The following is a 25,036-nucleotide window of genomic DNA, read 5'->3' as shown; positions in this document are numbered from 1 at the left end:
ATATAATAACGTATTCTACATAATAAAAGTCCGTAGGTAAAAGTATGTCTTCAGATAAAAATAGTTCTGATAGTGCTACACAAAAGGTAAATATTACCAATGAGGTTTTAGATGAAGCTGCCATTAAACAGGCAATTGAAGCTAATCAACCCCGTAAATCAGGTATTTTAAAGCGAGTCTTTTTTGATTTCGGGCGTAAAAGCCACTGGAGTTCAGCTAGAAAAGGGTTTTTACCGCATTTATCTAATATTAGATCAATGCTGTCGCCAACATGCCCCGAATGCGGTAAATCGATTTTAATGCATGACAACAGGATTCCACGTTCTTATAAAGGCAACGTGAATTGGGTATGTGCACACCCTTTATGTGAATATGAAATTGTCGCACCTAACAATTTTAAACAACTTAAAAAACTCATTGCTAATACTCACTACCCAAGAGGGCAAGAACGTTTAGCTTCAATGAGTAATGATGAAATAGACAAGCTTATTAAAAACCATCAGTTTTCTTCTTATTTGTATTTAGCATTATCTATGTTTACAGGCTTGTACGTAGTTTATATGTTCTTTAAAGCGCTATATCCAATGCTTGTTGTACCAGGTGTATTATTGGTGTTTTATCTATACATGGTTAGTATCAATTCAGCTTATCGTGCGTGGCAAGTCCGTACTGGTCTTTTATTCTTACCGAATTCGCCATTCTTGGCATGGTTCCGCTATGCGCCAAAAAAATATAGCTTATCGTGGTATGACGGCAAAAACCCATTGCCAGTTGAAACACTGAATAAGTTAGCTGACCGTAAACAGCACCTAATCGACAATTTCAACAACAACGATAAAGGTGCTGATTAATATGCTGTTAAAACCAACGCTATTTGCGACTCTATTAGGATCAAGCGTTGCTTATGCTCAATTGCCTCAAAGTTCTGAGGCTCTAGGTGCATATGCAAACCATGTCAATTCTAATGGATCAAGTACACCATATCGACCATTTCAGGTCATGACCAACACTCAGCAAGAAACGGCGCCAGCAAAGCCAAGAGGCTTTACGAGTCGTTACCTGGGCGTGAAGTACACACCGAAAAAAACTGAAGAAACTCCGACTAGCACTGAGCGCACGGCAGTTGCACAAAATAGACCACAACCTAGTGGCCAGCAAGCACCAGCACCACAACAACAACCCGTTCGCCAGAATATCCGTCCTGTTACTTATACCTATCCAACTACGCAATACAATCAAGCGAGTGCATCTTACGATCAAACCGTACCGGGTAGAGTCGCTACTTTGAGTTGTGTTATTCATGCTGCGCGGTCAGAAGGTGTTCCGCTGTATGTTTTATTGGGTATACATAGCAAAGAGCGTGGTACCAATGGACAAACAGTGCAAAACAAAAACCTTTCATTGGATATGGGGCAATTCCAAATCAATACCATACACTTTAAACGTGGCGGTATGTTTGAAAGTTATAATAGCCATTATGTGCGTACTGATGGATGTCTGAATGCGCGACTTGCAGCCAAGATCTTGCGAAATCGATTAGCCACAAAACCGTCAACCGATTTTTGGGTTAGAGCAGCTGCTTACCATTCATGGACGCCATCTTTTAATGCGATATATCGCAATGGCACGGCGAAACAACCTGGTTTAGTTGCGTATGCACTTCAATGGAAAAACTGGCTTGAGAGAAAGGGGATAAATCCTAACTAATCAGCTAAATATATTTTTTAAGAAAAAAATTCCAGTTATGTAATGCGATATAATTTACCTATTCTTTACCCACTAAGGATTCAAAATGAACCTTAATACAACTTTAAAAAGTTTAGCTTTAACCTTATCCATGTCTGTTGTTGCTACTGCAGCTCAAGCCGATTTTGTTGGCAAAGTTGTACGTATTTCTGACGGCGACACTATCACCGTTTTAAACAACAACAATGAGCAGATCCGTGTTCGCTTCAACCAGATTGATGCACCAGAAAAGAGTCAAGCTTTTGGTCAGAAATCGCGTCAGAACATCAGTTTCTTGCATGAAACGATTGTGTATGTGCAAGAAAATAGTAAGGACCGCTACGGTCGTACTCTTGGTACCATTTTTCAGATGCGTACAAACCAAGTGCCTAACTTAAACATCGTGAATAGTGTTAACTATAAGCAAGTTAAAGATGGCTATGCATGGGCTTATCGTGAATATCTCAAAGATAAAATTATTTTGAGTGCTGAAAGCAACGCACGTTCTCAACGCCTTGGTTTATGGGCTGATCCAAACCCTGTTTATCCAAGCCAGTACCGTCACAATAAGTAATATGATGAACGGTGAATTAAATACCGCTAAAGCAGTAGCGGTATTAAATAAATATGTACTGCAACAACAATGTGGTAATCGTATGGAACTGCAGTTCTTCAGTGAAGAACTGCAAGCTCAGATTGAAGCTCTCAGCTTGGCTTCTGTACAAAATGAGTTGGTTACTCAGTTGGCAAATTTGGGAAAATGTCTTTGTGATGAAAAGTTGGTGAATTGTTCAGCCAACGCAAATTACTCAGAAGTGGCAATAGATTTCCTTGAAATGCACTTAGAGTCGCTGGAAGGGCGACAGTTCAAAGAAGGTTTTATATGACATCTATTGTCATATCCACGGAATCCAATTAATCACCAAAACAGAACAAGCCACTAAGCTATTTAGTGGTTTTTAATGGGTTAAATTAAATATTTTCATCATTCTTATAGATATAAAATAAATAGTTGATAATAGGTTATTAACTTTAAACCTATAATTGTGATTTTTATGCCTTTACTCGATTGGGTTAATCGTAACCAAGCCGAAGAAACAGCAAGCCAAGTTCCATTCCATTGTGATTTGACAACACAAACGTAAACTGGACATTAAAGTCCTAAACTTTAACAATATAGTTGTAAACAAAGAGAGATTAAAAAAAATGTCAAATTTTACATTTGATCCTGAAATTTTTGTGGTCATCCATTTTTACTTACCATAGACATATAAACTTACATGTTTTTATTGGAAAAAAATTAAACCAAATGGTATAAAAAATAAAAATCAAAAATAGGGTAATAAAATGAAAGTTAAAATTTTTCTTGGCTTAATAAGCTTTATTTCTGCCTCACCTTATGCTGCTACAGTTCCAGCAGAAGCATTCAGCCGTGCCAATTGTGAAGCATATATTCCAAGTTTTGGATATGGTTGGTATAACGAATCTATTTCTTATGATGCTTTAACAGGTGTACATAAAAATCTATATGCAAAAACAGATCAAAAAGCTACTAATGGTAACCAACGAACAGATAATTCAAGTAACCCAAGTGGGTATCGTGTTAGAGCAGGGTTTGTTGATCCTAAAAGTGATAAAAGATTTTGGAATGTATCCGGTACACACTATGAAACCCTAGATAATGGGCGAGCTGTTTCTCAATACACATCTGCAAAAGATTGCAATTTTAAATTTGGGCAGTTTTTATAAAATCTTATGAAAAAGAATAAAATTCTATTAATAGTTCTTGTGGTTGGTATTATTGTTTTAGGTATTGTAATTTTTATAAAATCTCAAGCAGTTACAGAAACAAAAAGATTGGGTAACGGTGAAAATACCAACCATAATGAAACGAGTTCATCTTCCGAACCATCTATTCAAAATACAAATCAAAATACAGAATTATCGAATACAAATCAAAGTTCGTTAGCTAAAAATCAAAATGATGAATCATTTATATTTAATTCTGATTTAAAAGCTTTAAGAGAAAAATATCCTGATGGTGTCATATATACTAAATTATCAGAAGCTAAGCTAAGCAAAGCTCAAAAAGACGATTTAGCAAAAAATTTCGACAATTTAAATCGTTATGGAAGCTTTAGTGGTGGAAAGATTACTAATGAATTTTCTAACTTAGATAAAAAAAGAGCTGCATTAAAAGAAGAAAAACCTTTAGATTTTAAACCAATAAATACAGATGGTTTAGTTCCAGATTTAAAACTATCAGGAAAGTGGTATTCTGGTGCAATAAATGAAGGAAAATACAACTCCCTTTATCGGTTATATGAAAACCAAGATGGTAGTACTAAATTTGAAATAACCGAAATGTATTTGAATCCAAATAACAGTGCTATTGTAGAAGTTTTCCAAGAAAGTTTAAATCATAATGTAAACAATGTTCCAATGACTATTGAAACATTGAGAAATGAAAATGGGCAAGACATTTATAATGTTCACTTCAATTATAATAATAGATATTATTCGTTATCTACGGAAAACATGAACCGTACACAAGTAGAAAATATCATTAATCAAATAACTAAATAAGTTAAAATCTAGGTGAAAAACTCCTATCATTTTTACGTTGTTGCCCCAGTTGCAACTCTCTACGTCTGTCCAACTCATCTAAAGCCTTGAAGATATTTGTTTGATCAAACCCTCGAATTTTTCGTGATACTGTTGCACTGAGTCTAGTTTCCTTTGAAGAAATTTTACCAATTTGGAAAGGCTAGGTTTACAACTATATTGTAAAAAACCGCTATTTTTCTAAACTGAAAAATCCATTGAGTTTAGAACTGTAATGTAGATTTATTCAATTAGATTTGATGTAAGTTGTTGATTTTACATTTTGCCAGTTTAAGACATTAATGTAAAAAGACATCCATCTCTCTGGTAAGGACTATTTTTATCCAGACTTTGTTGCTGAGTTGGATGATGGATCTATATTCGTTCTTGAGTATAAAGGTAGTCACTTAGATAGTGCCGATGATGCGAGAGTTAAAGATGCTATTGGTAGACAGTGGGCTAAAGATAGCCAGGGTAAGCGTATTTTTCTTATGGCGACAAAACTAGATAAAAACGGACGTAGTTTGGAAGATCAAATTAACCATGCTTTAGCAAGATAGATATATACCCACTAAAAAAGCCCCGATATTCGGGGCTTTTTCATATCTGCTTTTACATATCGAACGACTGTCCACGTTCGTTAGTTTTGTTTAAATTCTGCGGTTCTATACCATACAGCTTTAGACCATCACCTAGAACGAGATCATCTACACGCTTTTCAAAACGAGTAAAGAAATCGTTCAGTCTTTGGAAGACTGGTGGTTCATCTAATAGTTTGGCCATGTTGTTTAATGTTTTACTTAGACCGTTCACAAGATTGAACTTTTGTTGACGGTCCAAAGACAAGCTGTTCGATGTATCTAAAAGGGTGGTGAGGCTTTCTTGAACCTTTTGATAGTTTTGATCATTGGTTACATTACTGACAATCAAATGCACTACTTTGTTTTTGATCTTCAATGTATCCAGATTCAATTGATCAAATGCAATGGTCCTATCAGTAAGATTTTCTCTAAATGTTTTGAGATTCTGCCACTCTGGATGTGCAGCCTCTAAATCAGATAAAACTTTCATGATTGACGCACGGTATTCGCTATCAGACGCACTAATCACAAAAAGTTCAGGATACGACCGCTTCTTAGAAACTTCTTCCTGAGCTTTATTGAGCTTATCTTCAGCGACAGCAATTGAACCCTCAACATCGGCATTACTAATACCAGCTTCATGAATTAACTTTCTAGCTTTATACATTTCTGCTGAATGAAGCCAAAAAGCGGTAAAGATAGCTGACTTAGCGTAGCTTTGATGATCGATACCTTGCTGAAGGTTTTGTTCGGGAATGGTCGAACGATCCACACTCTGCAATTTAACTGTATCTTTGTTGATGTCCTTGGATACATCAATATGTACTTTGGTATTTTGCATGCTATCCATACTTGGGTTTGTGCTAGTGGTTGGTTCTTTGGCACCCATTTTCTCGAATTCAATATCACCGGCTTTAATCTTTTGATGGCCATCTGCAGTAGCGACAACTTTCAAAACATCATTTTGAACTTTGGTGACATCAATTTCAGAAAGGATCTCCATGTAAGACTTAATGCCCTCAAGAGTCATGACGGGCGAAGATACGGGTGCCGTAGCGGTTGGAGTTGATTTATCATCAAATGCTTTATCAAATGACGGCGGTTGGTACTTTGGTTTTGCATAGGATTTCGTGCTACCTGTACCAGCTGGTCCATCATAGTTAGCTTTTGATAGATCTTGTTTACGCTTTTCAATATTTGCGTTGTAATTTTCAATATTTGCTTGGTTTTTAGCTCGTATGTTCTGCAATTCCAGATATTTTTCATCTGATTGTGCAATCACAATGCCGTAATTCGGTTGGTATTCTTTATTAGGGAACTTGGCTGCATAAGCTTCGCGTTGACGGTTGTAGCGGTTAATTGCATACGCAACTTCAGGGATCTTGTTGTCTATACGTTTGACGGCGTTATTTAGTTCTTTTGCCAACTCTGCACCTAAACGTTCAACACCTAAATATTGACGAGCATCATCCCAATCAGAAACAGATAATTTATTTTGGAAAACTGGGGGCAGGGTGATACGTGTTTTTTCATGTTTGCTCACATCACCTAACACACCACTTAATGAAAAGTTGTGACAAGCTTCTTGTAAGCCAGGATTCAAACCAGACTCAAGCGTTTGGCCAGCATCGTTATCATAACCAACAAATATATTGGCTTCAGGATTGATGCTGCGGATAAGCTCAGCAACACTTGAGATATTGGATTTACTGTATGACGCTAAAACTTGTGTGTTTTCTGCAGTAAAACCCTCACCCAATAAACCAAGCTCTAAACCGGCATCCAACGCCTTACGTGCGCTGATCGCTGTTGCCCAACCCTCCTTGATCAAATAGTTCTTTGCATTCGGGTTAAAGACTTCATAGCCAACATCAGGATTTTTGCTAACAGGCAAGAATGCATCTTTCGTTTTGGCTTTATCAAAAAAGTACTTGCCCTTATGCAGTACTTCTTCAAGCTTGTTGGTTTCCTTGTTGCGCTTTTTTTGGCGATGGTGGGTGATACGCTGTAAATTGACGACTTTGTTATTAGTGTCAATTAACGGTGCAAGAATGACAGCTCTGCTTTTACGTAAATCAAAGCCTTTTTTCTTTTCGCCCTCAATCTCAGGTTCAAAGTTGATGAAATGCTTTTGATACGCTAATACATTCTCTACTGTTTCAACGAGAAGCTGTTGATTGGTAGCTGATTCAGGAAGTTCACGCTTTACTGCTTCAATGGCTTCATCACGGGTAAAGTTATCTTTACGCATGATTTTAGCGCCGTATGGCTCTAGGTTCTTTTCAACCATATACGGCATTTGTCGAATGTCGCGTTTAAAGGTCTGAATGCTTCCAGTTTTATTATTAAAAAATGAATCGTCAATAACTTTACCAGCACGTTGCCACTCAATACGGATAGCGATTTGTGCAGCTAAGAGCTCTTTTTCTTGTTGAAGTAGATGCTTCTTTTGAGCTTCTTCAAACTCACGTACACGGCGATCAACATCTTCTTTACTTGGTGGTTTGTAGTTAGGGTTTGAATCTCGTTGAGGCTTGATTACGTTCTTATAGTGGTCAGCAAAAGCAATTGAGATTTCAATGTCAGTTACACCAAAGCGGTGTCCTTTGAGCACTGGCCAGTATTCACCAGTATCACGGTTCATGTTTGGATAGATCCAATACATCCCTCGTGGTTTGACATTATTGCTACTTGATTTACTAGGGTTATCTGATTCGGTGAGGCAAGGCACTTTTTCATCAAATACGGTCACGAATTGATATTTACCAGATGACTTGAATACGAATCCGTAGTTTCGCTCCAGTTCTTCTTGGAAAAACTGAAACATCGTATTTAAATCACAATTATGTCGGGCGTTCGGTACTTTCTCAGCCATAACAATTCCAACTTCTAATATATATTCAGGTGCAATGTGCTACCCAGGTTGCATAGGACTATTAATCATATGCTTAAGAAAATTTATACTTTTAGTATATACCGATTCTAAAAACATTTCTGTTTAATCTTTAATATAAGCTATGTCTAATAAAGGTTTAAAGAAAAATTAAAAGTTTTAATTTATTATTTTAATAAAAAGGTCTAAGCCCTCAATGTTATAATTTACAGACAATAAATAGGTTATGAATGACCACTTATTTAGGGTTAAATTACTTTTATTAATTTGAGGTTTATATGTCAAAACAGTTTTTTTCGGGTTCTGTTGTAATCAATGGCAACGCCAATGTATACAGTTCAGGTTCAAACAAACAAATCGTTGGAAGTGGAAAACCAGTGACTAAGCAAGTACCTGTAAGCCCATTTAACGAAATCTGTATGAATGGTCCAATGAGTCTGAAGTTTTTTGCTTCAAGTGATTCTAAAATGGAAATTACTGCAGACGATAATATTGTGGATCTTATTAGTGCTACTTTTCAGGGTGGTGTATTGGTTTTAGCTATTCAGGACAATGTGAGTTTTAGTACTCGTTCACCGTTAGAAGTATCGATCACTTACCCAACTTTAAAAGCTATTGATTTAAAAGGTTCAGGCAATATCCAGATCTTAAATCTAAATGAAGATAAATTTACCGCAAGTATTAGTGGATCTGGAAATATGGATTTAGACGGTACCATTGAACACTGTGTCTTATCTTTGAAAGGATCAGGCAATTTTGATGCGTTACCACTGAAAAGCACCAATTTAGAAGTGGCGCTATCTGGTTCAGGCAATATCTTTTGTACAGCTATCAATTCAGCTCAAGTACAGCTTTCAGGCTCAGGCAACGTTAAAGTTTATGGAAACCCAATCCATAAGACACAAAACCGAACTGGCTCAGGACAAATTAGTTTTAAATAGGTCGATAAACCTAGTTCAATGAAAGTTTAGAGAAAAATAAACCCCAAAAGTTTGCTACCTTTGGGGGGCTATGTTTGACATTCAAATTATCGAAATAAAAATATTATTAATGAAGTTTTCGGACCATTCAGGATCGTTCGATTTACTCAAAATATCTTTGAGCCAAACCTTTAATGTTTCAATTGGATAATCTGCATTTTTGTATAAGTTAATCACGGTGATAATCTGTTGATTCAGTGCTGTTGTTGAATCATTACGTGCGATCATTTCTACAAGTTTTGTGTAGGCCTGAAGGAGTTCTGGTTCTTCAGCTCCAGTGACTTTACGGGGTTGCTTGCTAATCTGGCCAAGAATCTCAATAAATTGTTCTTTGACCAGCTCAATCGGGTGGATCTGACTAAATCCCTGTTGAGTCAGTAAGGCGTATGCGCGTAAAACCAAGCTAAACCAATTCTTTTTGGTCATGCTATCAGGATAGAGGCCTATATCATCCAACTGTTGTTTGATGCCAAAGAATAGGGCACTGATAGAGTAGTTCGGGTTAACCGTGCTTTGAATTGCAGTCGTCCACACGGCATTTTGCATTTTATGACGTATAACATCACGCGTGTAATCAACGCCGTATAAACATTTAAAATCGTTCCAGTCACTTAGATCTAACTGTTCTTCAGTAAATTCAGGTCCAATCATGGCTGCGTTTACAGCTCGGCATGCTTCTGTTGCGTAATAGATACCGGGATTGCGCTTTATTTTGCTTTCTAATGCTGTTTTATGGTCATTATCATTGAAGATATAGAAGCGTGAAAACGGGAATTCGGCACGGAAATCACGTACTACATTCATGATGTTGCCAGCCACGTACACGACAATGACTGGAATAGAGTATTGAATTGATTCTGCAATTGCTTCACCAGTGGCGTAGCCCTCACAAAAGATTATCCGATCTTGGTTCCATGCATCCAATGGATCTTTATATAAGATTTTGAAAGCGCCGTTTGCAAGTACACCACGTAATGTAAACTTATCTTCACCACGCTTGTTTTTGTGTTCAGCGATGGTCTGAAGGAAAATGATTTGATTTTTGATGTTTTGCCCCTCAACTAAAAGCTTGTTCTGACGTAGCGACTGTTGATCTAGATCTGGTTGCAGATCAATAATACGGTTCAGAATAATGGTGTTGTTCTTGTGTTGAGGGTAGTACTGGCTGACATAATCAATCAGCTCATTTTTAGTGAAGTTGCTTGGATTGTACAATCTAGCATGACTGAAGCTAATCTGCTTTTTCACATTGTAGTTGTGTGGACGGTTTGGCAAGGGTAGGCTTCTGGCCCATTCAAAACCCATATAGATTTGAGCCAATATCTCTTGGTCTTTTTTGTTTTTCTCAGCACTTTTGCATGAGTTTAAGAAGCGTTTAAGATCTTCTTCTTGCTGTTCCTTGGTATATACGGTGTCACCAGGTTGCAGATCCATTTCTTGAATGTATTCATACAAGCTGTAAGTGAAGTTTGCACCGCCAGCATGAAACCAACCATAAGACATACGTGCGTTATCTAGATCTACAAGATACCAGGCCGTTTTTTTCTTATTTTTTGTGGCGTCATTGTGGTGATTGGTTCTGAGGTAAATACGTTTAGAGCTTCGTTCAAGCTGAAAGTCACTCTCACGATCAAATACAATGCCCTCATTTTCAAGATGCGATCTAAATATTTTAGATAGCGTACCAATATCGATACCATACTTGATCATGAGGGGGTTCATAAATAAAGAAACTCACTTATAAATATTTTATAACCAGCGGTTGAGCGACTACATATTTTGATGGGTTGTTAGTTTGCAACGTGATTTCATGAGCGTAATGCCATGCCTTAGTGATACGGTTTAGGATGACACTTTCAAGGTCGTCTTCTAAGAATTCGTAAAGATTAAATCGCACGTTGTTTAAGATCAGTTTTTTATAACCTTTCACAAGGGTATTTAAAAAATTCTGGGATTGGTCCATAAAGGCGTTAACGTCAGCATCATAACTTATTGTTTTATTCACGACTGCATTATAAAAGTACTGCTCAGAATCAATTTTAATAATATGCATCTGCTCTAAGAATGACTCTAAATAAGCTGGATGCATATTTTTACTTAAAAACTTACAGATCCGCTTATTCTTGTTGTCGTTAAAATAGATGTATTTAGAGGTTAGCTCAGCATTAATCACTGTGACATATTCGCCGTCCACACGAAACTTCACGGTATTATTGTTGGTGAACTGCAGCATTAATTCTGTGAAGATATAGCTATCTAACGTTTTTTCATGCTTAAACGTCTGCTTGTCCAAGAAATTACTGTTGTACTGAAGATCTGCAACATTGGCATAGCTTTGAACGAATTGAGCGATGTCATTGTGCATGTTTTGGGTGTCTAGATCCGATACTTCAGTTGAAACCGATTGAAAGGCACTATTTTTATAAAGATGCCCCAATAATTCTGTTTGATTATAGTTTTTAGGTTTAACTTTCAAGCCAACAGTAAACTCGTCTTGCTCATAATTCCCTTTAATTAGATTGCTTAAATAACTTTCAGCTTCTTGAAAAGATACGTTTCCAAGGTTGTCTAAAAATGATTTTAAGGAAGTGCCATCTAATCGTACTGCAACATGAGATATAAATGATGGATCGAACTCGAAACGCATAATACTTCATTGATTGAAATGGGTATTAAAATTATATAACAGGTTTAAGGAAAAAAGAATGAAAACCTTTAAGTATTATTACCATAAAAGTAATTTTGAATTGATTTAATAAGTTTAGTTTCGGTTTCTTGAGTATATAAACTACCTGAAATTAGTTTTAAGCCAGTATCAGTTTTAAGCCAATGTAGTGTATTAAAATGGTCATTAGCGATATGGCTACTCTTGTGCATGCGCGACACAAAACCAGTGTTCAGACCAGTATCAAACAGGCGTGGACAACTTGGTGCGTGGACATGATAGAGGACTTCACGGCGTTGATTGCTAGAGGGTGATTTACCTACGCCACGGCGTACTGGCATACCTTTGTGCTTTCTATAACTATTGAGAAATGAATCAATCGTATCGTTATACGTGGGTTGCATCAGGTAGCCACGGTGATTGTAGATGTCAGTTTTAGGATGAATAGAGAAATTAAATAAGCTAAGCATTTTACCAAGTAAGATTAATAGCTCAGGACTACCTTTAAGGTTGGTACCAATCAAACTATCTTTAATGGTTTTAATAGTATCCGTGCGATACTCTAAAACCACATAGTCCCCCCAATTAGAGGTTAAGCTTAAAGGATCTTCATCAGATATGTTGGCTTCAGTATCTTCATAGCAAAACACGATGATCAGTACTTTAACGTTGTTTCCGTTAAACAAAACTTCGTTTTGATGCGCGAAAAAACCATATAAAGGTTTGTCGTTGTGTCCTAGACCTGGTGTATGAATAAAGTTGGTCCACTGAAAGTAGTAATTCAGCAAATGACCATCGACATAGCGACCGTTTTCATCATTCAATAGGGTGCGATATACATCATTTTCAAGCTTTAGCACGGGTTGGCTGTACCGCCAAGCGCTCAACGCTGCAGTCGTAAATGCAAAGTCATAAAAGTTAAACTCAGGGTTCATATTTTTATAGAACAATGCATAAGGCTGTAACACACTTTCCCATACCTGTAATGGGATAAAGATGTTGGAACCCCACTTAGGAATCTCCGCAAAATAACCAGTGCCATAGGTATGATTTACGTTATCCCAAAACAGGCGTTCTAGCTGTTTATAGTCTGGAATGTCTTCGCTTTTAACCAATGATGCTGTACATAATGCTAACTTTTTCTCCAGTGCCAATAATTGACTGACAGGAGGGTATAAGCGACCAGCTTTTTGCGTAAAAACTTCCGCATTCAACTTTGATATAACATCAGCAAAGATTGAATCTTTCACTATACTGGTCTTCCATAAAAGGTGTGTGAGGGTGGCTAATTAGTATAAGGCATTCTAACAAGTTGTATGTATTCTATAAGGCGTAAAACTCTAAAAAGTTGATTATATATATCAGTTTTTAAAGCATTCACATTTCATACATAATTCTAACCTTGCTCAAATATAACATCATATTGTTTGCGATTTCTAAACAACAGTTTAACTAATCTGCAATATATCAGGGTAGAGCTGAGTATAGGGCTTAATCATTACTTTTGTTCAGCATGAGATAATAGTTTGTGGAATTTCCGTGAATATGATTAAAAAAGCTTTAAAACTTATTAGAGATCGGTTATATTACGAATCAAGGGATATTACCCTATTTAATAAACTATTAGACTGAGATTGTTCTAATAGTTTTTTTTTGCCCTTTTTTTGACATTTCCTGTTTTTTCTTCTATAGCTTCTGCTATATTTCTCCATATTTTACTCTATTTTTCGTTATTTTGATTAATTTTTAATCAATGTTAAAAGCTTAAATAATCAGCAACTTAGCCATTTATACCCACTACTATCCACAAAAACCTGTGCATAAAAAAACCAAATATTAAATCCCAAAATGGAATTTCTTCAATTTTAAGCTATAATTATGCTCATAGTTTTAATCATTGTAGTGGACTTAGTTATGAGCCATGTAGACCAAATAGAAACGATTAAAATTACTAACCGCGAAATCGGAATATTGCCTAACAATGTGCCAGTAGTAGATCAGTTTTTGAATAACTACCGCACACATAAAGCATCAACGACTCATTCAGTGGCTAGTAATTCACCTTTAATGAACATTACCAATTCAATGCATGTGCATCGAGTAGAAGATTCCCCCTATACTCAACCTATTCGTAAACTTCATTAGAAATAAAAAAAGCAGCGATTTCGCTGCTTTTTTATTGCCTATTGGATTTCTTTAGTGCTGATCCATATAGCTTTGAGTGAGCTTCTTACGCACGTAATTCTCTTTGAGCTGTATGCCAATACCAATAATTATTATAGGTAAAATGGCTAGGGCAAAAAGAATGCAGATCGAATCAAAAATTGGCCTGGGCATATGAGCGCATTATTGCGGATTCGCATTGGTTAATTCCTCCAGTGTTGGTGGTTTTGTGGCGACTGGTTCATTTGCTGGTACTTCAGGTGATACTTCTGGTATTGAACTTGGTTCTTGTTGTGGATCTAACTTGTCTTCATAAGACTCTTGTGGAAGGCTATTGCTTGCAACAAAGTTATCTAGAATATCCTGAGCCTTATATGCCTTATTGCATTCGTCATTTGAGGCGTACATTTCTTTTTGTACGCTATCGTCTAAATACTTTTCTCGGCCATCACTAACATCATCGCTATAATAACCAGCTTTCTTAGCAGAATCTATGTAAATGGAATAACAAATATTTAAAACATTACTACGCTCGTAATCATGTTTGTAATACCAGTCAATACTACGTTCCTTTGCATCGGTTTTCGTATCTTCAAGGTATTGATCTAAGCGTTTTTCTTGTGGCGTAGACGAACACCCGATGATTAACAATGAGGTGCTTAAAACTATAAGTTTTTTAATCATGGTTTTAGCTTAAAACAAACGATACCTTTATAGTACAACATTAATTCGTTAAATAATATTTTTGGAATTTTAATTTGTGACGGTTAAACAGTGTATTTTCAAACAATTAAACCGTTTTTTCCCATAATTTTAGATAAATATTGTTGTCTTTTTGCGCGTAGATTATTGAAAACAGAAAGTAATCTAACCACTTGAAATGTTCATCCAACTAAAGATTAAGAAATAAGCCCTTAAAAGTGTTTGTTTATCAACCCTTAAACCTATTTAAACATTTTAAAATTGTATATACTAAAACCATTACTAGATTAACTTCAGTAATTATTACTAAAGAAAGTTAAAAATTGGATGAATTTTAATGAGTAGTTTGTTCATAGTAGAGTCACCCGGAAAGGTCGAAAAAATTCAACATATCTTGGATGACCTGTATCCGCACGAATTCGTTGTACGCGCTTCAGTTGGCCATGTATGTGATTTACCTAATCATGAGATCGGTTTTTCATATCCAGCCTTTGTTCCTAAATACGAAATATCTCAAAATAAAACACGCGTTGTTCAAGAATTAAGACAGGCTGCTAAAAATGCAGATACGGTTTTCCTCGCAACTGACTTGGACCGTGAAGGTGAAGCCATTGCATATCACTTAAAACGTATCCTGAACTTATCTGACGATCAGTATATTCGCGTCAAATATAACGCTATTGATAAAACTACGATCGCTAATGCACTTCAAAATGGTGAAGAGCTGGATCAAGGTATGGTGGCATCTCAAGAAACACGCCGTTTCCTTGACCGTATGATCGGTTTTTACTTGTATGAGCCAATTTCAAATATTTTAAAAGGCAAATTTCCTGTTGGCCGTGTTCAATCTGCCGTACTCGTTGTGCTTGGTGATTTAGAAGATCTACTGAAAAACTTCAAATCACATGAACATTACAACCTTGAAGTAACTCTAAAACAAGGTTGGGCTGCGAAATGGGATTTTTCTAAGTGGCTTAATCCTGAAATGAAGGATGTGCACAATAACCAGTGGTTAGATAAAGCTTCAATTACCCGTCTACAAAGCGAAATTGATAAAAAAGACTTAACCATTACCAGTGTTGAAACTAAGCCATCTTTCCGTAGTGCTCCAGCGCCGTTTATTACTGTTGATCTGCAAGCTGCAGCTGCAGCGCGTCTTGGTTTGGATCTAAAACAAACTATGGAAGCAGCGCAAAAGTTATATGAAGGTGGTTATATCACTTACCATCGTACTGATGCTGCCGTAATTTCGCCTGAGGGCATGCAAGCTCTAGAAGCTTTTGGTGAGAGAGAGGGCATTGCGATTATCGGCAATAAAGCCAAATCTCGCGATGGTGCTCAAGAAGCACATGAATGTATTCGTCCTAGTGACTTCTTTACCTTTGAAGCTGGTGAGGACAAAGTTCAAAAGGATCTATACCGTCTAATCTGGTTGCGTACTGTTGCATCGCAAATGGCTCCAGCTGAATACGAAGTTAAATCCGTTGTAGGTGTCTATAAAGATGTCACGCTCAATGTAGATGGTGAAAGCATTACTAAAGATGCTGAATTCAAGGCTTCTAGCCGTATCTTAAAAGAAGATGGCTGGTTGGGTTTATTGAAGACCTACAGTATTGATGAAAATGCACTTGAATACGTGGACGGTGAAGAAGATTCAGAAAAAGAACCTGAACATACGCTACCTATGGATATTGAGGTCGGTCAAAACCACAATGTTATTGCTGGTAAAGTTATCGCGACCAAAACCAAACCACGTTCACGCTACACCGTACCATCATTGGTCAAATTACTTGAGAAAAAAGGAATTGGTCGTCCTAGTACTTATCAATCAATCTTTGAGCGTTTAATCAAGCACGGCTATATCAAGGTTGTTAAAAAGAAAATTGAAGTTACACCGCATGGATTGACCTTGATTCAAAACATTAGAGGTAAGTTTAGTTTTGCAGATCCGCTTTACACCAAAGAAATTGAAGAAACACTGGATCTAATCGCTACTGGTGATGCCGATTACAAACAAGAACTCCAAAAGTTCCATTTAGGGATTGAAAGTGAATTAGGAGAGTTCTCAAAACATTGGCTTGATTCATTTCCTGTCTACAAATGTAATAACTGTGATGACGGACGCATGTTGCCGAAAATCGGTACCAATCGCGACAAAACAACATCGGTCTACTGGTCATGTAATTCATGCAAAAGTTCAGCGCCAAACAGAAATGTTGATGGTAAAGATGAACCGGGTAAGCCAACTGTACGTGAGCCAACTACTCATTTATGTTTATGTGGCAAAACACTGACTCAGGTTACAACTGATAAATCTGTATTTTTTGAGTGCTCTCAACGTGCGTTCGTAGATGGCACCTGTAAAGAAACATACCGTTCTACAAATGACGAAAGCGGTAACTTGGTTCCTGATTTTGACGAATATCGCCGTAACCATACATACAAATGTCAGCTTGAAGGGTGTGGCGGTTGGTTGCGTGAGTTAAAAGGTATTTCAACTTCTTCAGGTAAGCCGTATCACTTCTTTTCTTGTGAAAAATCCAATCCAAACCTGAAAGGCAAAAAATGTAAGTCGGGTCCATTAGAGGTGTTCCCTGATGGTAGTCCTAACTACGAGCCAAGATTCCAAGTGACCAAAACAGAGTATCCATGTATCTGTAAAAAGCCTCTTGTACATACCAAGTACCGCAAAGAACCTGGTGTTTACGAAGAGCGATACAGTTGTGAAGCTGCATCATGTAAACGTTATTTCGACATATTGCCAGATGGATCACCAGATACCCAACTTACAAAATCTCGCACTGGCAACGAAGCCAAGTGTTTTGAGTGTGGTCAGACCATGATTCAGTCTGCATTTAATTTACGTGGTGAACGTAAGTTTAAATGGGATTGCTTTAGCTGTGGTGCAAGTGGATACGACAACAACGGTGAGCCAGTTCAACGTGGCAAAAAGAAAGCCAAGTCTAAATCGACCTCTACAAAAGCTAAATCAAGTAAATAATTGAATAGGTGAATAAATGAGTAATCACGAACCAGATGATATGGACAACATCGGGAAGGAAGCTGAAGAAGCGCTCAAAACCCAACCCGATGATGAACATGTAAGTGAGCCTGAACAGCCAGCCAAAACAGCAAAGAAGGGCAAAAAAGTAGACATTGATGAAAACTTTTTTGCTAAGCATAAAAAGCTAATCTTGATTGGCGGTGGTGTTCTTTTCTTTTTGTTATTTGCTGTGGTTATTTTTGGCAATCAAAACATCGAGGTTGAACGTCCACAACAAAGCGATGTTGAACTTGAAGCTCGACTGCAGAGTGAAGTTGCAAGACGAGTAAAAGAAGAAAGTATGAAATTGGCTGCTCAGCGCAATGAAATTATCGACCGTATTAGTCGTAACTTTGACTGTAACGCACCACAAGTATTCTGTCATGCACAAGATACGTCAGAACCGTATTCAACTGTCGTTTCTAGTTTGCAGAACTTCCAATTTCAGCCAGATACGCCGTATGAAGTTTACATTGAAGTCTACCCCTTGAAAGTGGATGCCCAAAACCCACAATCAAGTCAGCGTAAAGGAAGTGTTTGTAGCCCGAACAACGTGCACCTTTTCTTATGCCAAAAAATCGTAATGAAAAATCCTGCGCTTATGGCCAATCAGATCCGCGAACTATATGCGCTGCTAACGCCGTCTATGACTTATCGCTTGCAGATCAGCAGTCGCCCAATTACGCCAAGCGACATCGATCTGACATTGATTTCTACCGAACTGGACAAAATGAATGCCGATTCTGCTACTGAACCTGAATTGGAGTGTGTACCGCCAGATCCTAAAAAAGATCCTGTTGCGTACAACTTATACGAAACAGGGGGCATGTCTTGTCAAGACATCATGAAGGACTTAGCTGCACGTAAGACAACTGCTCCAGCTGGTCAACCTGGTCAAGCTCAACAAAGCGGTGGTGAACAACCACAACTTCAACCGCAAAGTCCTGATGCATATGGTACGCCAGTAGCAACTCATTAAACATACTAATAAGAAACGGATTGATTTTGGTTAATCCGCTATTAATTGGCTTTTGGTTGAGAATACTAATTTAAGCATCTGTTTATCAAATAGATCTTAAAAAAAATGAAACAATAAAATGCAGATTTATTCTGCATTTTTTAATTTTCACATTACAATAGTTTAAATTCGCAACTTTTAAGCAACCGGGTACGCTATGAACAATCCAATCAAAATTCAAGATCTGCAAGTGGCAGATTTGCCGTCCACGTTTAAGCTGAAGAAAAAACATAAAGAAGAAGTTTTTCTGAAGTACAAAGAGTTGAATGAGGCACTATTCAAAGTAGGGTACATTCCAGTGACGTTCTCAGACTTTGTGCATGCACTTATAGAAACTGGTGTAAAGGGATTTTCTGTCGAAGAATATGTCAACGCTCAATTAAACTCTTAATTTTAGAAGTCTAATTATTTTTTTGATGTCAAAAAAAGTGGACCACATTCGTAATCCACTCCTTTATTTTTTTAACGATTAACTTTCTTTTTTGGTACCACACTGAGGGCAAAACAGCATATTGTCCTGAAGTGGTTCACCACATTTCACACAAAACATATTCTTTTTCGGTTTGATGATCACGGGTACTTGATCTGATAGATCCTGACTGTGTGTTTCAGGGTTATTCATCAATCCAAGATGTGTACCATGTGTTCTTGGTGAGCTTTTATTAATTGCGCTATTCATCTGGTTCATAGATGACATGCGGTTAATATCTGCTTCAGACGTTGGGGCAACCACAATGCTTTGGCTTTTGGCAAAGTCGGTTAAATGCTCTTTCAGTACAACAGCATCATCAGTACAAGCAGTCATGCTCAAGATCGCACGGTTTTGATATTTACCGAAGGTCGTTGTGCTAATTTCAGCGTACCAGACACGTAACGTCATGGTTTCAACATTGATGACTTCTTTTTGTGATTTCACGCTGTCGTCAAGGTAACGGCCAAAGTTAATTTGAGACAATTGATAGCTACCTTTAGCCTCAACCCATATTAGTTTTGATACAAAGTCAAAACGGCTCCATAGGTAATTACCGTGCTCAAAACAAAACTTCCCTAAGATCCACATCGATACACCAAAGAAACCATAAGTGAAGACGCTAAAATCCAGATAGCTTCCGTTATATAGACCTTTGGCAAAAATAGTCATTAAAACGACTGAAGCAATAAAACTTAACAATCCAAAACTATTGAGGATGGCTAACCAGCGATACTTTTCTTCTTTGAAGCATGAGCTCAATGTCATATCACGAAGGGTATTGATTGGCACTGGTTGAGTTTCTTCTAAGATCTCACCCTCAAAAGCACCGTTTTTACTGCTAGAGTTGATAACTGGCAACTGGCGTGAATAGATTCTGTTAGGAATAGCACTTTCCCAATTCTTTTGTAGATGGCGTTCAAGTTCATCAAACAATTGCATTGGTTGGCAATTCATACTCAAACTATCCTGAACGACTCCAGCACTGGCTTGTGGTGGCTGTTTTACCATTTGAGCAACCACGGCCAAGAAGAATATCGCAATCGCAATCAGCGCTGCAATTAACGTAAAAATGGCTTTATCCATGCTTGGCAACCAAATAGGCGCAACTGCATGTTGGGTAAGGATAGGTACCAATACAGGCCCAAGAATGGCAACTAAAACCAAACTAATGACCTTAGATAAACCAATTTCTTGTGCACCTGTGTTCGGATTAGCCATAGGACGCAATAAAACAATCAAAATAATGGCGTTGTAAACAATCCCAAGCCAAGCACCTGTATTGGGTGATGCACCCACATACGCGATTAGAGCACTCACTAAGGTAATCAGAAAAACAATCGCATTTTGAAATTGAGCTTCTGCAGCGTTACGGATGAATAATGGCGAAAAAATAAGATTAGGGAACAGTGAATATAGAATCCCGTTCACTGAGCCTTTTGGTTCTTCATAAATCAAAGCGCTTTGGCGTAGGATCTCTTTAATATCGGTTGCACCAGGATAAGCACCAGTTTCTTGAATGGATAACTCCTGTGCAAGTCCGGCTGGTTGATCACGACCAAAATAGAACTTTAGGTTTGATAAGCCTGTGGTCAGCAGTAGAGCGCCATAACTGAACATTGCTAGACCAACTATAAGCGGTGGTAGTGCAACAAATACACCGTTACTGAATAGACCTTTTGCACTGAAAATTAAGCTTAGGCCAGCCAGCATAAAAACGATGGCACCGATCACTTTAAAAATGTTTTCTATTCGGTAGGGATTGGGGAATTCAAACCGCTTATCTTGCGAGTTATATTCATATGCCATTTTTAATACTCCTTAACGCATTTATCTAATTACGTTTTAACTGGTTAATTATAACTAAGTCGTGGGGTATAATTTTTTTTTAGTTAAAATGAATCACTATTTAAGTTAAGTTTTAATAAGGGAATTTAAAAAGTATTTTAAAGGCGCATTAAAAAAGGGGATAACGAATCCCCTTTAAGATGTACCAAGCTTATGTGCTGTTATTTGTTTTGATCTGCTTGCTTTTGAGCATCTGCAGCTGCAGCGTTCAGCATAGAAGACATATCATTTTGCTCGTCCTCTTTTGGTGGATTTTGTTCTTCAGTTTTTTGATGTGCATCAAAATCGTAGCCCTCAACTTTTGAAGGTTTTTCATTATCGACATAAGCTTCACGCGCTGCTTGTAAGTCTGCAGATGGATCTACTTTGTCAATTTGTTCATCTGGTTGAATAGGTTTTGATTGAGATGTTGATTCTTCTTTTTTACTACAACCAACTAAAACCAAACCTACAGATAATAAGCCAGTTAATAATAGAGTTTTGAATGACATTTAATCGCCTCCAGCGAAACATAAGCAAAGGTATAGTCACATATACTTATAATGTATATACCAAAATTTAACTAAAACTAGTCCGTTGTATAACGTGACCTTTATAAAAACGGTTTAAGTATATACCAACTGCAAATTTTCTTGTTATCGGCTGAAAGCTAATAGAATAGGCTATCGCTTAACGACACTATGTAATGGCAAAAAAAACCACCTTTTCAGGTGGTTTCACTAGTTTAAAGATTAAATCTCTTTAAGATCTAGATTTTGTTCGCAATAACTACGTACTGCTTCTTTATCTGTAGGATCTAAACCCTTTTCAGTCATTTCTTCACGTAACCATTTGATTACTTGACCGCGACCAGCCCAACGTAAGCTGTTGTTTTCACGGTGAACCCATTCATGCGTAAGCTTACGTTTTTGACGTCTTACAGGTTCAACTTTTGTGGTTTCAATGTGGTTGTTTTTTAGATATTCGCTAAGTGTATGGATGTCCACAACACCATCGGCAGTAATTTTTTCTGAAATGATTGCATTAATGGCACTAACAGCATCGTGAAAAGCTTGGTTTTCTTTAACGACTAGTTGTTGTTGAAGCTCTTCAATATAAGTCTGAAGTTCAACAGGTGACATTTGAGCAACATTTTCTGGTTTTGATACATTTAACATGTCATTAGTTCCAGTATTGCGAGTTAAGTTGTTCATGATTAAACCTTTAGAAATATATTTGAAAATTAATTCAAAATATCTCTTACGACAAAACCATTTTTACACATTTACATTATTAAAATCAATTACAGTTAATCGTATTTATACCTAAATATACCTTGAAATGGTTTTTCTTATAACTTTTATGTCGGGAATTTCCTTAAACCTAATGACAGGAATGCCAGCACTCTTCAAAAGCAGGTCACGCCTTTTATCTTTATCCTGGGTATATTTATGATAATGCCCATCAAGCTCAATAGATAATATAGGATTGTAGTCTTCATCAACAATCAAATAGTCCACGTAAAGCCTAGAAAACTGATTTCGGGTACTTATGTTTTGCGTGGTCATAAAAGCACTCATGCTTACTTGCACCAAAATGTTGCGTGATGGAATGACCTGTTCTAGTGCATCAAGCATTATAATCTCGTCTTTTGTAAGGACTTTTTTAGATACAAGCTCCTGATTCTTTTGAGGCTTACGATAGCCTTTTTTTGAATTCTTTTTGGCTTTAGTTTTAGGTTTGCGTAATACGCCACATAAAGCAAAAACGAACTTATACACTATATAAAACAATAATGAATAAATTATGCATTTTAACAAAAAGGAATTTAAAATCGTTTCCATAAACCTAATACACAACAAATTTTAAAGGGTGCTTAAACTTCTTAAACATATTAGATAGTTTTAACGGTGATTGATACGAATTAACTAAAAATGTTTAAGGACTATTAGTGATGCAATGTTAAAAATAGTATAATCTTGTAAAGACAGCTTAGAGCCAGTTTAAGAAGTAAAACTGGTTCTCACAAATAACACCGACTATTTCACTGGAAAAGTTTAAAATGGTATTTAATAAACGTACTTTAGCTTTACTGATTGGTACAATCTCGCTATCAGCACACCTCTATGCCAATAACACAACCGTTAAAGTCTCACAAACTCCAATTGTATCATCTTCACCAATTCCATTAGTTAAAGCGAATGCAATTGAACAATACTATATCAATGTTAAACATCGCTTTAATGGTGCGGAATTTGAACAACCGCCTCGTAAAATTAAGAGCATTAAACTTAACTTGAATGTTATTAATAACGGGGAAGTGGTTTTAACGGCGCACGAAGCTGATAAATCCAAACTGGAAGACTATTTACAGCAAAACCCTAAAAACTCGGAACTATTGGCCAGTTACGTTGCTCGTATGATCAATTACAACCACGGCTATACGGTTCCTGAAAACAAGGGTAAATACAGTAAGTATGCAAGTACGACTGTATATGAAGCTCTTCTTGATGAATTGAACTATAACTTCGCAACTACGCCAGTAGTATCAGTAGATAGCTATGCAAGCCAACAACAGCTTGAAGCTGTTTATCTATACATCCTTTCTCGTTTAGATCCACAAGAAAAAGCGGTATTTTGGCAATTTGTGAACACATACAAAGTAGGGGATAAGATTGAGATCCCTGAAGGTACTGTAATAGCAGATGTCTTGAACACTTATAAAATCCAATTGAATTTTAAAGCGCCTTAATCACTAAACAGGTAAGGAATATTTACATCACTAAACAGGTATAAAAAAAGCCTACATTGTAGGCTTTAGTTCAGAATATTTTGTAATGTAGCAAAGCACCTAAGAAAGTAAGGAACGAGCCTACTATCAACAATTCATAACTTAAGTGTTTTTTTGCAAGACGTTTGCCTAATGGACCAATTTGGAATTTTGCCAGACCTATAAACAAAAAATGAGTTGCAATAAAAGGCATACCGATCAACAAAGTTTTTTTGCTCACCACAATCATATAGATTGAAAATAAGACTAGTAGAAGAAGTGCTGCACAAAAGATAAAATCCACTGATTTCTTGTTCATTACAGTATTCATTTATACTACCAACCTATTATTGGTAGTAATTTACAGATGTTATCTCTTTCTGTAAATTCCACTTTTTATTCATTCAACTCATCCTTAGATATACATAAACTTGCTCTACGAGTTTTTCTTAAAACTTAAGTTTTATTACTCATTCCGTATAGCCTTAAACTTTACTGAATTAAGTCGTCAACGGCTTCACCAAGGTAAATTGGATCGTATTGCTTATACAAATAGTTTTCCAGAATTGGTAAATCTGGTGCTAAAACCATTCGCGTAATTTTAGGACGATCTTCTTCAAGGTTAAGCTTCACATGTACGGCGAAGAAATCAATGTTGTTCGTGATGAAGTCATATTCTTTACGACCAGCACTTTTGAGTTGATCAACCATTTGCGAAAAGAAGCGGTTATTCGTAATAGAGCAATTCAAGAACTCTAACGCATCTTTTTCAGTAACATTAATTTCAATAATGTTATTGAGGAAGGCCAGCTCAGGTTTAATTAAGTTGCCGTTACGGTCTGCAGTTAGACATTTAGTAGAAAAGGTACCAATACCAGCCATACGACCATCATATTTCACAAAACCGTGCTCTTCAGATGCAACTAAGTTTGACGCATGAACGTATAGAGTAGGGTGGTGCCTTGTATTCCACTCTAAATCAATAACGTCAGTTTCATTTTCTGCATAGTGAGATTGTAAAAGGGATCTATTGAGGTTGGTATAGAGGACTTGATCAAGCTCTAATACTTTGCGGCGATATAGCTCAGCGAAGGCAATACCGTACTGAGATAAGATATTACATGTTGTATTGAAGCTATTGCAGTAAATCGCACGGTTATCGTTACCGCCGTCACGATCCTCACTGACCACAATTACATGGTTCCCTAAAACACCATTGATTTTATAAACCACAATTGAGCCTAATGCGAAGTTTTGGGTAAGTAGTTCTTCACCCTCAAATCGTACTGCCGTGCAGTTTTTAATATTTTCTGCGCTTAAAGGATAATTACCCGGTGTGATGGACCACAATGTTGAGACTGGTACAAATAGAGGCTCAATAGAACTACTTAAGTCAACTCGACCAATCGTGATGATGCTTGTGCCGTTAAAACTATCGCCCTTGTGTTCTGCAACGGCTGATGTTCCGATCGTACCTGGTATTTGTGCGTTCTCTGAAGCGCTATTATTTGGTACAACTGATTCTGTCATGAAACAACTCACTAAAAGTTTTGTCTTTGGTTAAAAATACCACATGATAAATAGTATTAAAACTTA

General features: G+C 37.0%; 22 protein-coding genes and 1 pseudogene. 12 read left to right on the top strand and 11 right to left on the bottom strand.

Going from position 1 to position 25,036, the window contains the following annotated elements; all coding sequences use genetic code 11:
- Window positions 1-44: 44 nt before the first annotated feature.
- The 7 genes and pseudogenes from KCV09_RS15810 to KCV09_RS15780 form a co-directional block, all read left to right on the top strand.
- Window positions 45-851, top strand: coding sequence for a hypothetical protein (locus KCV09_RS15810; protein ID WP_024160730.1), 807 nt, complete (start codon window positions 45-47; stop codon window positions 849-851).
- Window position 852: 1 nt separating this feature from the next.
- On the top strand, window positions 853-1,707 hold the full coding sequence (locus KCV09_RS15805) for a transglycosylase SLT domain-containing protein (RefSeq protein WP_024160729.1): 855 nt from the start codon (window positions 853-855) through the stop codon (window positions 1,705-1,707).
- Between the two features lie 85 nt (window positions 1,708-1,792).
- Window positions 1,793-2,299 carry a thermonuclease family protein gene (locus tag KCV09_RS15800; protein WP_005006141.1) on the top strand — a complete coding sequence of 169 codons (507 nt, stop codon included), beginning with the start codon at window positions 1,793-1,795 and terminating at the stop codon, window positions 2,297-2,299.
- Between the two features lie 4 nt (window positions 2,300-2,303).
- The gene (locus KCV09_RS15795) at window positions 2,304-2,612 is read left to right on the top strand and encodes a hypothetical protein (protein WP_024160728.1); all 309 of its coding nucleotides are present in this window, start codon (window positions 2,304-2,306) and stop codon (window positions 2,610-2,612) included.
- A 460-nt stretch (window positions 2,613-3,072) separates the two neighbouring features.
- Window positions 3,073-3,474, top strand: a complete 402-nt coding sequence (locus KCV09_RS15790; RefSeq protein ID WP_005174444.1) for a hypothetical protein — start codon at window positions 3,073-3,075, stop codon at window positions 3,472-3,474.
- A gap of 6 nt (window positions 3,475-3,480) precedes the next feature.
- The gene (locus KCV09_RS15785) at window positions 3,481-4,311 is read left to right on the top strand and encodes a hypothetical protein (protein WP_038337734.1); all 831 of its coding nucleotides are present in this window, start codon (window positions 3,481-3,483) and stop codon (window positions 4,309-4,311) included.
- Window positions 4,312-4,658: 347 nt separating this feature from the next.
- A pseudogene (locus KCV09_RS15780) lies at window positions 4,659-4,889 on the top strand (hypothetical protein); the annotation flags it as partial.
- 52 nt (window positions 4,890-4,941) lie between these two features.
- Here KCV09_RS15780 and KCV09_RS15775 read toward each other — a convergent pair.
- Window positions 4,942-7,785, bottom strand: a complete 2,844-nt coding sequence (locus KCV09_RS15775) for a hypothetical protein (RefSeq protein ID WP_212515783.1) — start codon at window positions 7,783-7,785, stop codon at window positions 4,942-4,944.
- A gap of 296 nt (window positions 7,786-8,081) precedes the next feature.
- On the opposite strand from KCV09_RS15775, the gene KCV09_RS15770 reads away from it, so the two are divergent.
- Entirely contained in the window at window positions 8,082-8,744 is a 663-nt protein-coding gene (locus KCV09_RS15770) for a head GIN domain-containing protein (RefSeq protein WP_151834998.1), read from the top strand.
- 81 nt (window positions 8,745-8,825) lie between these two features.
- Here the strand turns inward: KCV09_RS15770 and KCV09_RS15765 are convergent, their stop codons facing one another.
- The 4 genes from KCV09_RS15765 to KCV09_RS15750 form a co-directional block, all read right to left on the bottom strand.
- Window positions 8,826-10,493 (bottom strand): virulence-associated e family protein, encoded by a 1,668-nt coding sequence (locus KCV09_RS15765; protein ID WP_228301597.1) that lies wholly within the window; start codon window positions 10,491-10,493, stop codon window positions 8,826-8,828.
- Window positions 10,494-10,521: 28 nt separating this feature from the next.
- Window positions 10,522-11,430: a hypothetical protein gene (locus tag KCV09_RS15760; protein ID WP_024160722.1), complete on the bottom strand. Its 909-nt coding sequence runs from the start codon at window positions 11,428-11,430 to the stop codon at window positions 10,522-10,524.
- A 68-nt stretch (window positions 11,431-11,498) separates the two neighbouring features.
- On the bottom strand, window positions 11,499-12,698 hold the full coding sequence (locus tag KCV09_RS15755; RefSeq protein WP_005028487.1) for a hypothetical protein: 1,200 nt from the start codon (window positions 12,696-12,698) through the stop codon (window positions 11,499-11,501).
- A gap of 1,096 nt (window positions 12,699-13,794) precedes the next feature.
- Window positions 13,795-14,295, bottom strand: a complete 501-nt coding sequence (locus tag KCV09_RS15750; RefSeq protein WP_121532437.1) for a hypothetical protein — start codon at window positions 14,293-14,295, stop codon at window positions 13,795-13,797.
- A 355-nt stretch (window positions 14,296-14,650) separates the two neighbouring features.
- Here KCV09_RS15750 and KCV09_RS15745 point away from each other — a divergent pair, with 355 nt between their 5' ends.
- From KCV09_RS15745 to KCV09_RS15735, 3 genes are all read left to right on the top strand, one after another.
- Window positions 14,651-17,314 carry a type IA DNA topoisomerase gene (locus KCV09_RS15745; RefSeq protein WP_121532435.1) on the top strand — a complete coding sequence of 888 codons (2,664 nt, stop codon included), beginning with the start codon at window positions 14,651-14,653 and terminating at the stop codon, window positions 17,312-17,314.
- Window positions 17,315-17,330: 16 nt separating this feature from the next.
- Window positions 17,331-18,335 carry a hypothetical protein gene (locus KCV09_RS15740; RefSeq protein ID WP_212515830.1) on the top strand — a complete coding sequence of 335 codons (1,005 nt, stop codon included), beginning with the start codon at window positions 17,331-17,333 and terminating at the stop codon, window positions 18,333-18,335.
- A gap of 196 nt (window positions 18,336-18,531) precedes the next feature.
- A complete protein-coding gene (locus KCV09_RS15735) occupies window positions 18,532-18,765 on the top strand; it encodes a hypothetical protein (RefSeq protein ID WP_024160719.1) in 234 nt (77 codons plus the stop codon).
- Window positions 18,766-18,843: 78 nt separating this feature from the next.
- Here KCV09_RS15735 and KCV09_RS15730 read toward each other — a convergent pair whose 3' ends face one another.
- The 4 genes from KCV09_RS15730 to KCV09_RS15715 all read right to left on the bottom strand — a co-directional run bounded on the left by KCV09_RS15730 (window position 18,844) and on the right by KCV09_RS15715 (window position 22,514).
- Window positions 18,844-20,652: a zinc ribbon domain-containing protein gene (locus KCV09_RS15730; protein ID WP_212515829.1), complete on the bottom strand. Its 1,809-nt coding sequence runs from the start codon at window positions 20,650-20,652 to the stop codon at window positions 18,844-18,846.
- Between the two features lie 200 nt (window positions 20,653-20,852).
- The gene (locus KCV09_RS15725) at window positions 20,853-21,182 is read right to left on the bottom strand and encodes a hypothetical protein (RefSeq protein ID WP_212515828.1); all 330 of its coding nucleotides are present in this window, start codon (window positions 21,180-21,182) and stop codon (window positions 20,853-20,855) included.
- Between the two features lie 240 nt (window positions 21,183-21,422).
- On the bottom strand, window positions 21,423-21,884 hold the full coding sequence (locus KCV09_RS15720; RefSeq protein ID WP_044103342.1) for an H-NS family nucleoid-associated regulatory protein: 462 nt from the start codon (window positions 21,882-21,884) through the stop codon (window positions 21,423-21,425).
- Window positions 21,885-21,995: 111 nt separating this feature from the next.
- Complete coding sequence (locus KCV09_RS15715) at window positions 21,996-22,514, bottom strand: DUF2726 domain-containing protein (RefSeq protein WP_212515827.1); 519 nt, start codon at window positions 22,512-22,514, stop codon at window positions 21,996-21,998.
- 218 nt (window positions 22,515-22,732) lie between these two features.
- Here KCV09_RS15715 and KCV09_RS15710 point away from each other — a divergent pair, with 218 nt between their 5' ends.
- Window positions 22,733-23,422, top strand: coding sequence for a hypothetical protein (locus KCV09_RS15710; RefSeq protein ID WP_212515826.1), 690 nt, complete (start codon window positions 22,733-22,735; stop codon window positions 23,420-23,422).
- A 70-nt stretch (window positions 23,423-23,492) separates the two neighbouring features.
- On the opposite strand, the gene KCV09_RS15705 is transcribed toward KCV09_RS15710, so the two are convergent.
- Window positions 23,493-23,771, bottom strand: a complete 279-nt coding sequence (locus KCV09_RS15705; protein WP_212515825.1) for a hypothetical protein — start codon at window positions 23,769-23,771, stop codon at window positions 23,493-23,495.
- Window positions 23,772-23,932: 161 nt separating this feature from the next.
- Window positions 23,933-24,970 (bottom strand): hypothetical protein, encoded by a 1,038-nt coding sequence (locus KCV09_RS15700; protein WP_212515824.1) that lies wholly within the window; start codon window positions 24,968-24,970, stop codon window positions 23,933-23,935.
- Between the last annotated feature and the right edge of the window lie 66 nt (window positions 24,971-25,036).

Origin of the sequence: Acinetobacter soli (assembly GCF_018139125.1) — a bacterium.
Classification (GTDB): Bacteria; Pseudomonadota; Gammaproteobacteria; order Pseudomonadales; family Moraxellaceae; genus Acinetobacter; species Acinetobacter soli.
This window is presented reverse-complemented; position numbering and strand designations above follow the sequence as displayed.

Excerpts from the sequence above, each read along its gene's own strand:
- KCV09_RS15750 (WP_121532437.1), bottom strand. The coding sequence starts at position 14,295 with ATGATTAAAAAACTTATAGTTTTAAGCACCTCATTGTTAATCATCGGG.
- KCV09_RS15810 (WP_024160730.1), top strand. The coding sequence starts at position 45 with ATGTCTTCAGATAAAAATAGTTCTGATAGTGCTACACAAAAGGTAAAT.
- KCV09_RS15715 (WP_212515827.1), bottom strand. The coding sequence starts at position 22,514 with ATGGAAACGATTTTAAATTCCTTTTTGTTAAAATGCATAATTTATTCA.
- KCV09_RS15800 (WP_005006141.1), top strand. The coding sequence starts at position 1,793 with ATGAACCTTAATACAACTTTAAAAAGTTTAGCTTTAACCTTATCCATG.
- KCV09_RS15785 (WP_038337734.1), top strand. The coding sequence starts at position 3,481 with ATGAAAAAGAATAAAATTCTATTAATAGTTCTTGTGGTTGGTATTATT.
- KCV09_RS15795 (WP_024160728.1), top strand. The coding sequence starts at position 2,304 with ATGAACGGTGAATTAAATACCGCTAAAGCAGTAGCGGTATTAAATAAA.
- KCV09_RS15760 (WP_024160722.1), bottom strand. The coding sequence starts at position 11,430 with ATGCGTTTCGAGTTCGATCCATCATTTATATCTCATGTTGCAGTACGA.
- KCV09_RS15730 (WP_212515829.1), bottom strand. The coding sequence starts at position 20,652 with ATGGCATATGAATATAACTCGCAAGATAAGCGGTTTGAATTCCCCAAT.
- KCV09_RS15805 (WP_024160729.1), top strand. The coding sequence starts at position 853 with ATGCTGTTAAAACCAACGCTATTTGCGACTCTATTAGGATCAAGCGTT.
- KCV09_RS15705 (WP_212515825.1), bottom strand. The coding sequence starts at position 23,771 with ATGAATACTGTAATGAACAAGAAATCAGTGGATTTTATCTTTTGTGCA.
- KCV09_RS15745 (WP_121532435.1), top strand. The coding sequence starts at position 14,651 with ATGAGTAGTTTGTTCATAGTAGAGTCACCCGGAAAGGTCGAAAAAATT.
- KCV09_RS15740 (WP_212515830.1), top strand. The coding sequence starts at position 17,331 with ATGAGTAATCACGAACCAGATGATATGGACAACATCGGGAAGGAAGCT.
- KCV09_RS15770 (WP_151834998.1), top strand. The coding sequence starts at position 8,082 with ATGTCAAAACAGTTTTTTTCGGGTTCTGTTGTAATCAATGGCAACGCC.
- KCV09_RS15735 (WP_024160719.1), top strand. The coding sequence starts at position 18,532 with ATGAACAATCCAATCAAAATTCAAGATCTGCAAGTGGCAGATTTGCCG.
- KCV09_RS15720 (WP_044103342.1), bottom strand. The coding sequence starts at position 21,884 with ATGAACAACTTAACTCGCAATACTGGAACTAATGACATGTTAAATGTA.
- KCV09_RS15710 (WP_212515826.1), top strand. The coding sequence starts at position 22,733 with ATGGTATTTAATAAACGTACTTTAGCTTTACTGATTGGTACAATCTCG.
- KCV09_RS15725 (WP_212515828.1), bottom strand. The coding sequence starts at position 21,182 with ATGTCATTCAAAACTCTATTATTAACTGGCTTATTATCTGTAGGTTTG.
- KCV09_RS15700 (WP_212515824.1), bottom strand. The coding sequence starts at position 24,970 with ATGACAGAATCAGTTGTACCAAATAATAGCGCTTCAGAGAACGCACAA.
- KCV09_RS15790 (WP_005174444.1), top strand. The coding sequence starts at position 3,073 with ATGAAAGTTAAAATTTTTCTTGGCTTAATAAGCTTTATTTCTGCCTCA.
- KCV09_RS15765 (WP_228301597.1), bottom strand. The coding sequence starts at position 10,493 with ATGATCAAGTATGGTATCGATATTGGTACGCTATCTAAAATATTTAGA.
- KCV09_RS15775 (WP_212515783.1), bottom strand. The coding sequence starts at position 7,785 with ATGGCTGAGAAAGTACCGAACGCCCGACATAATTGTGATTTAAATACG.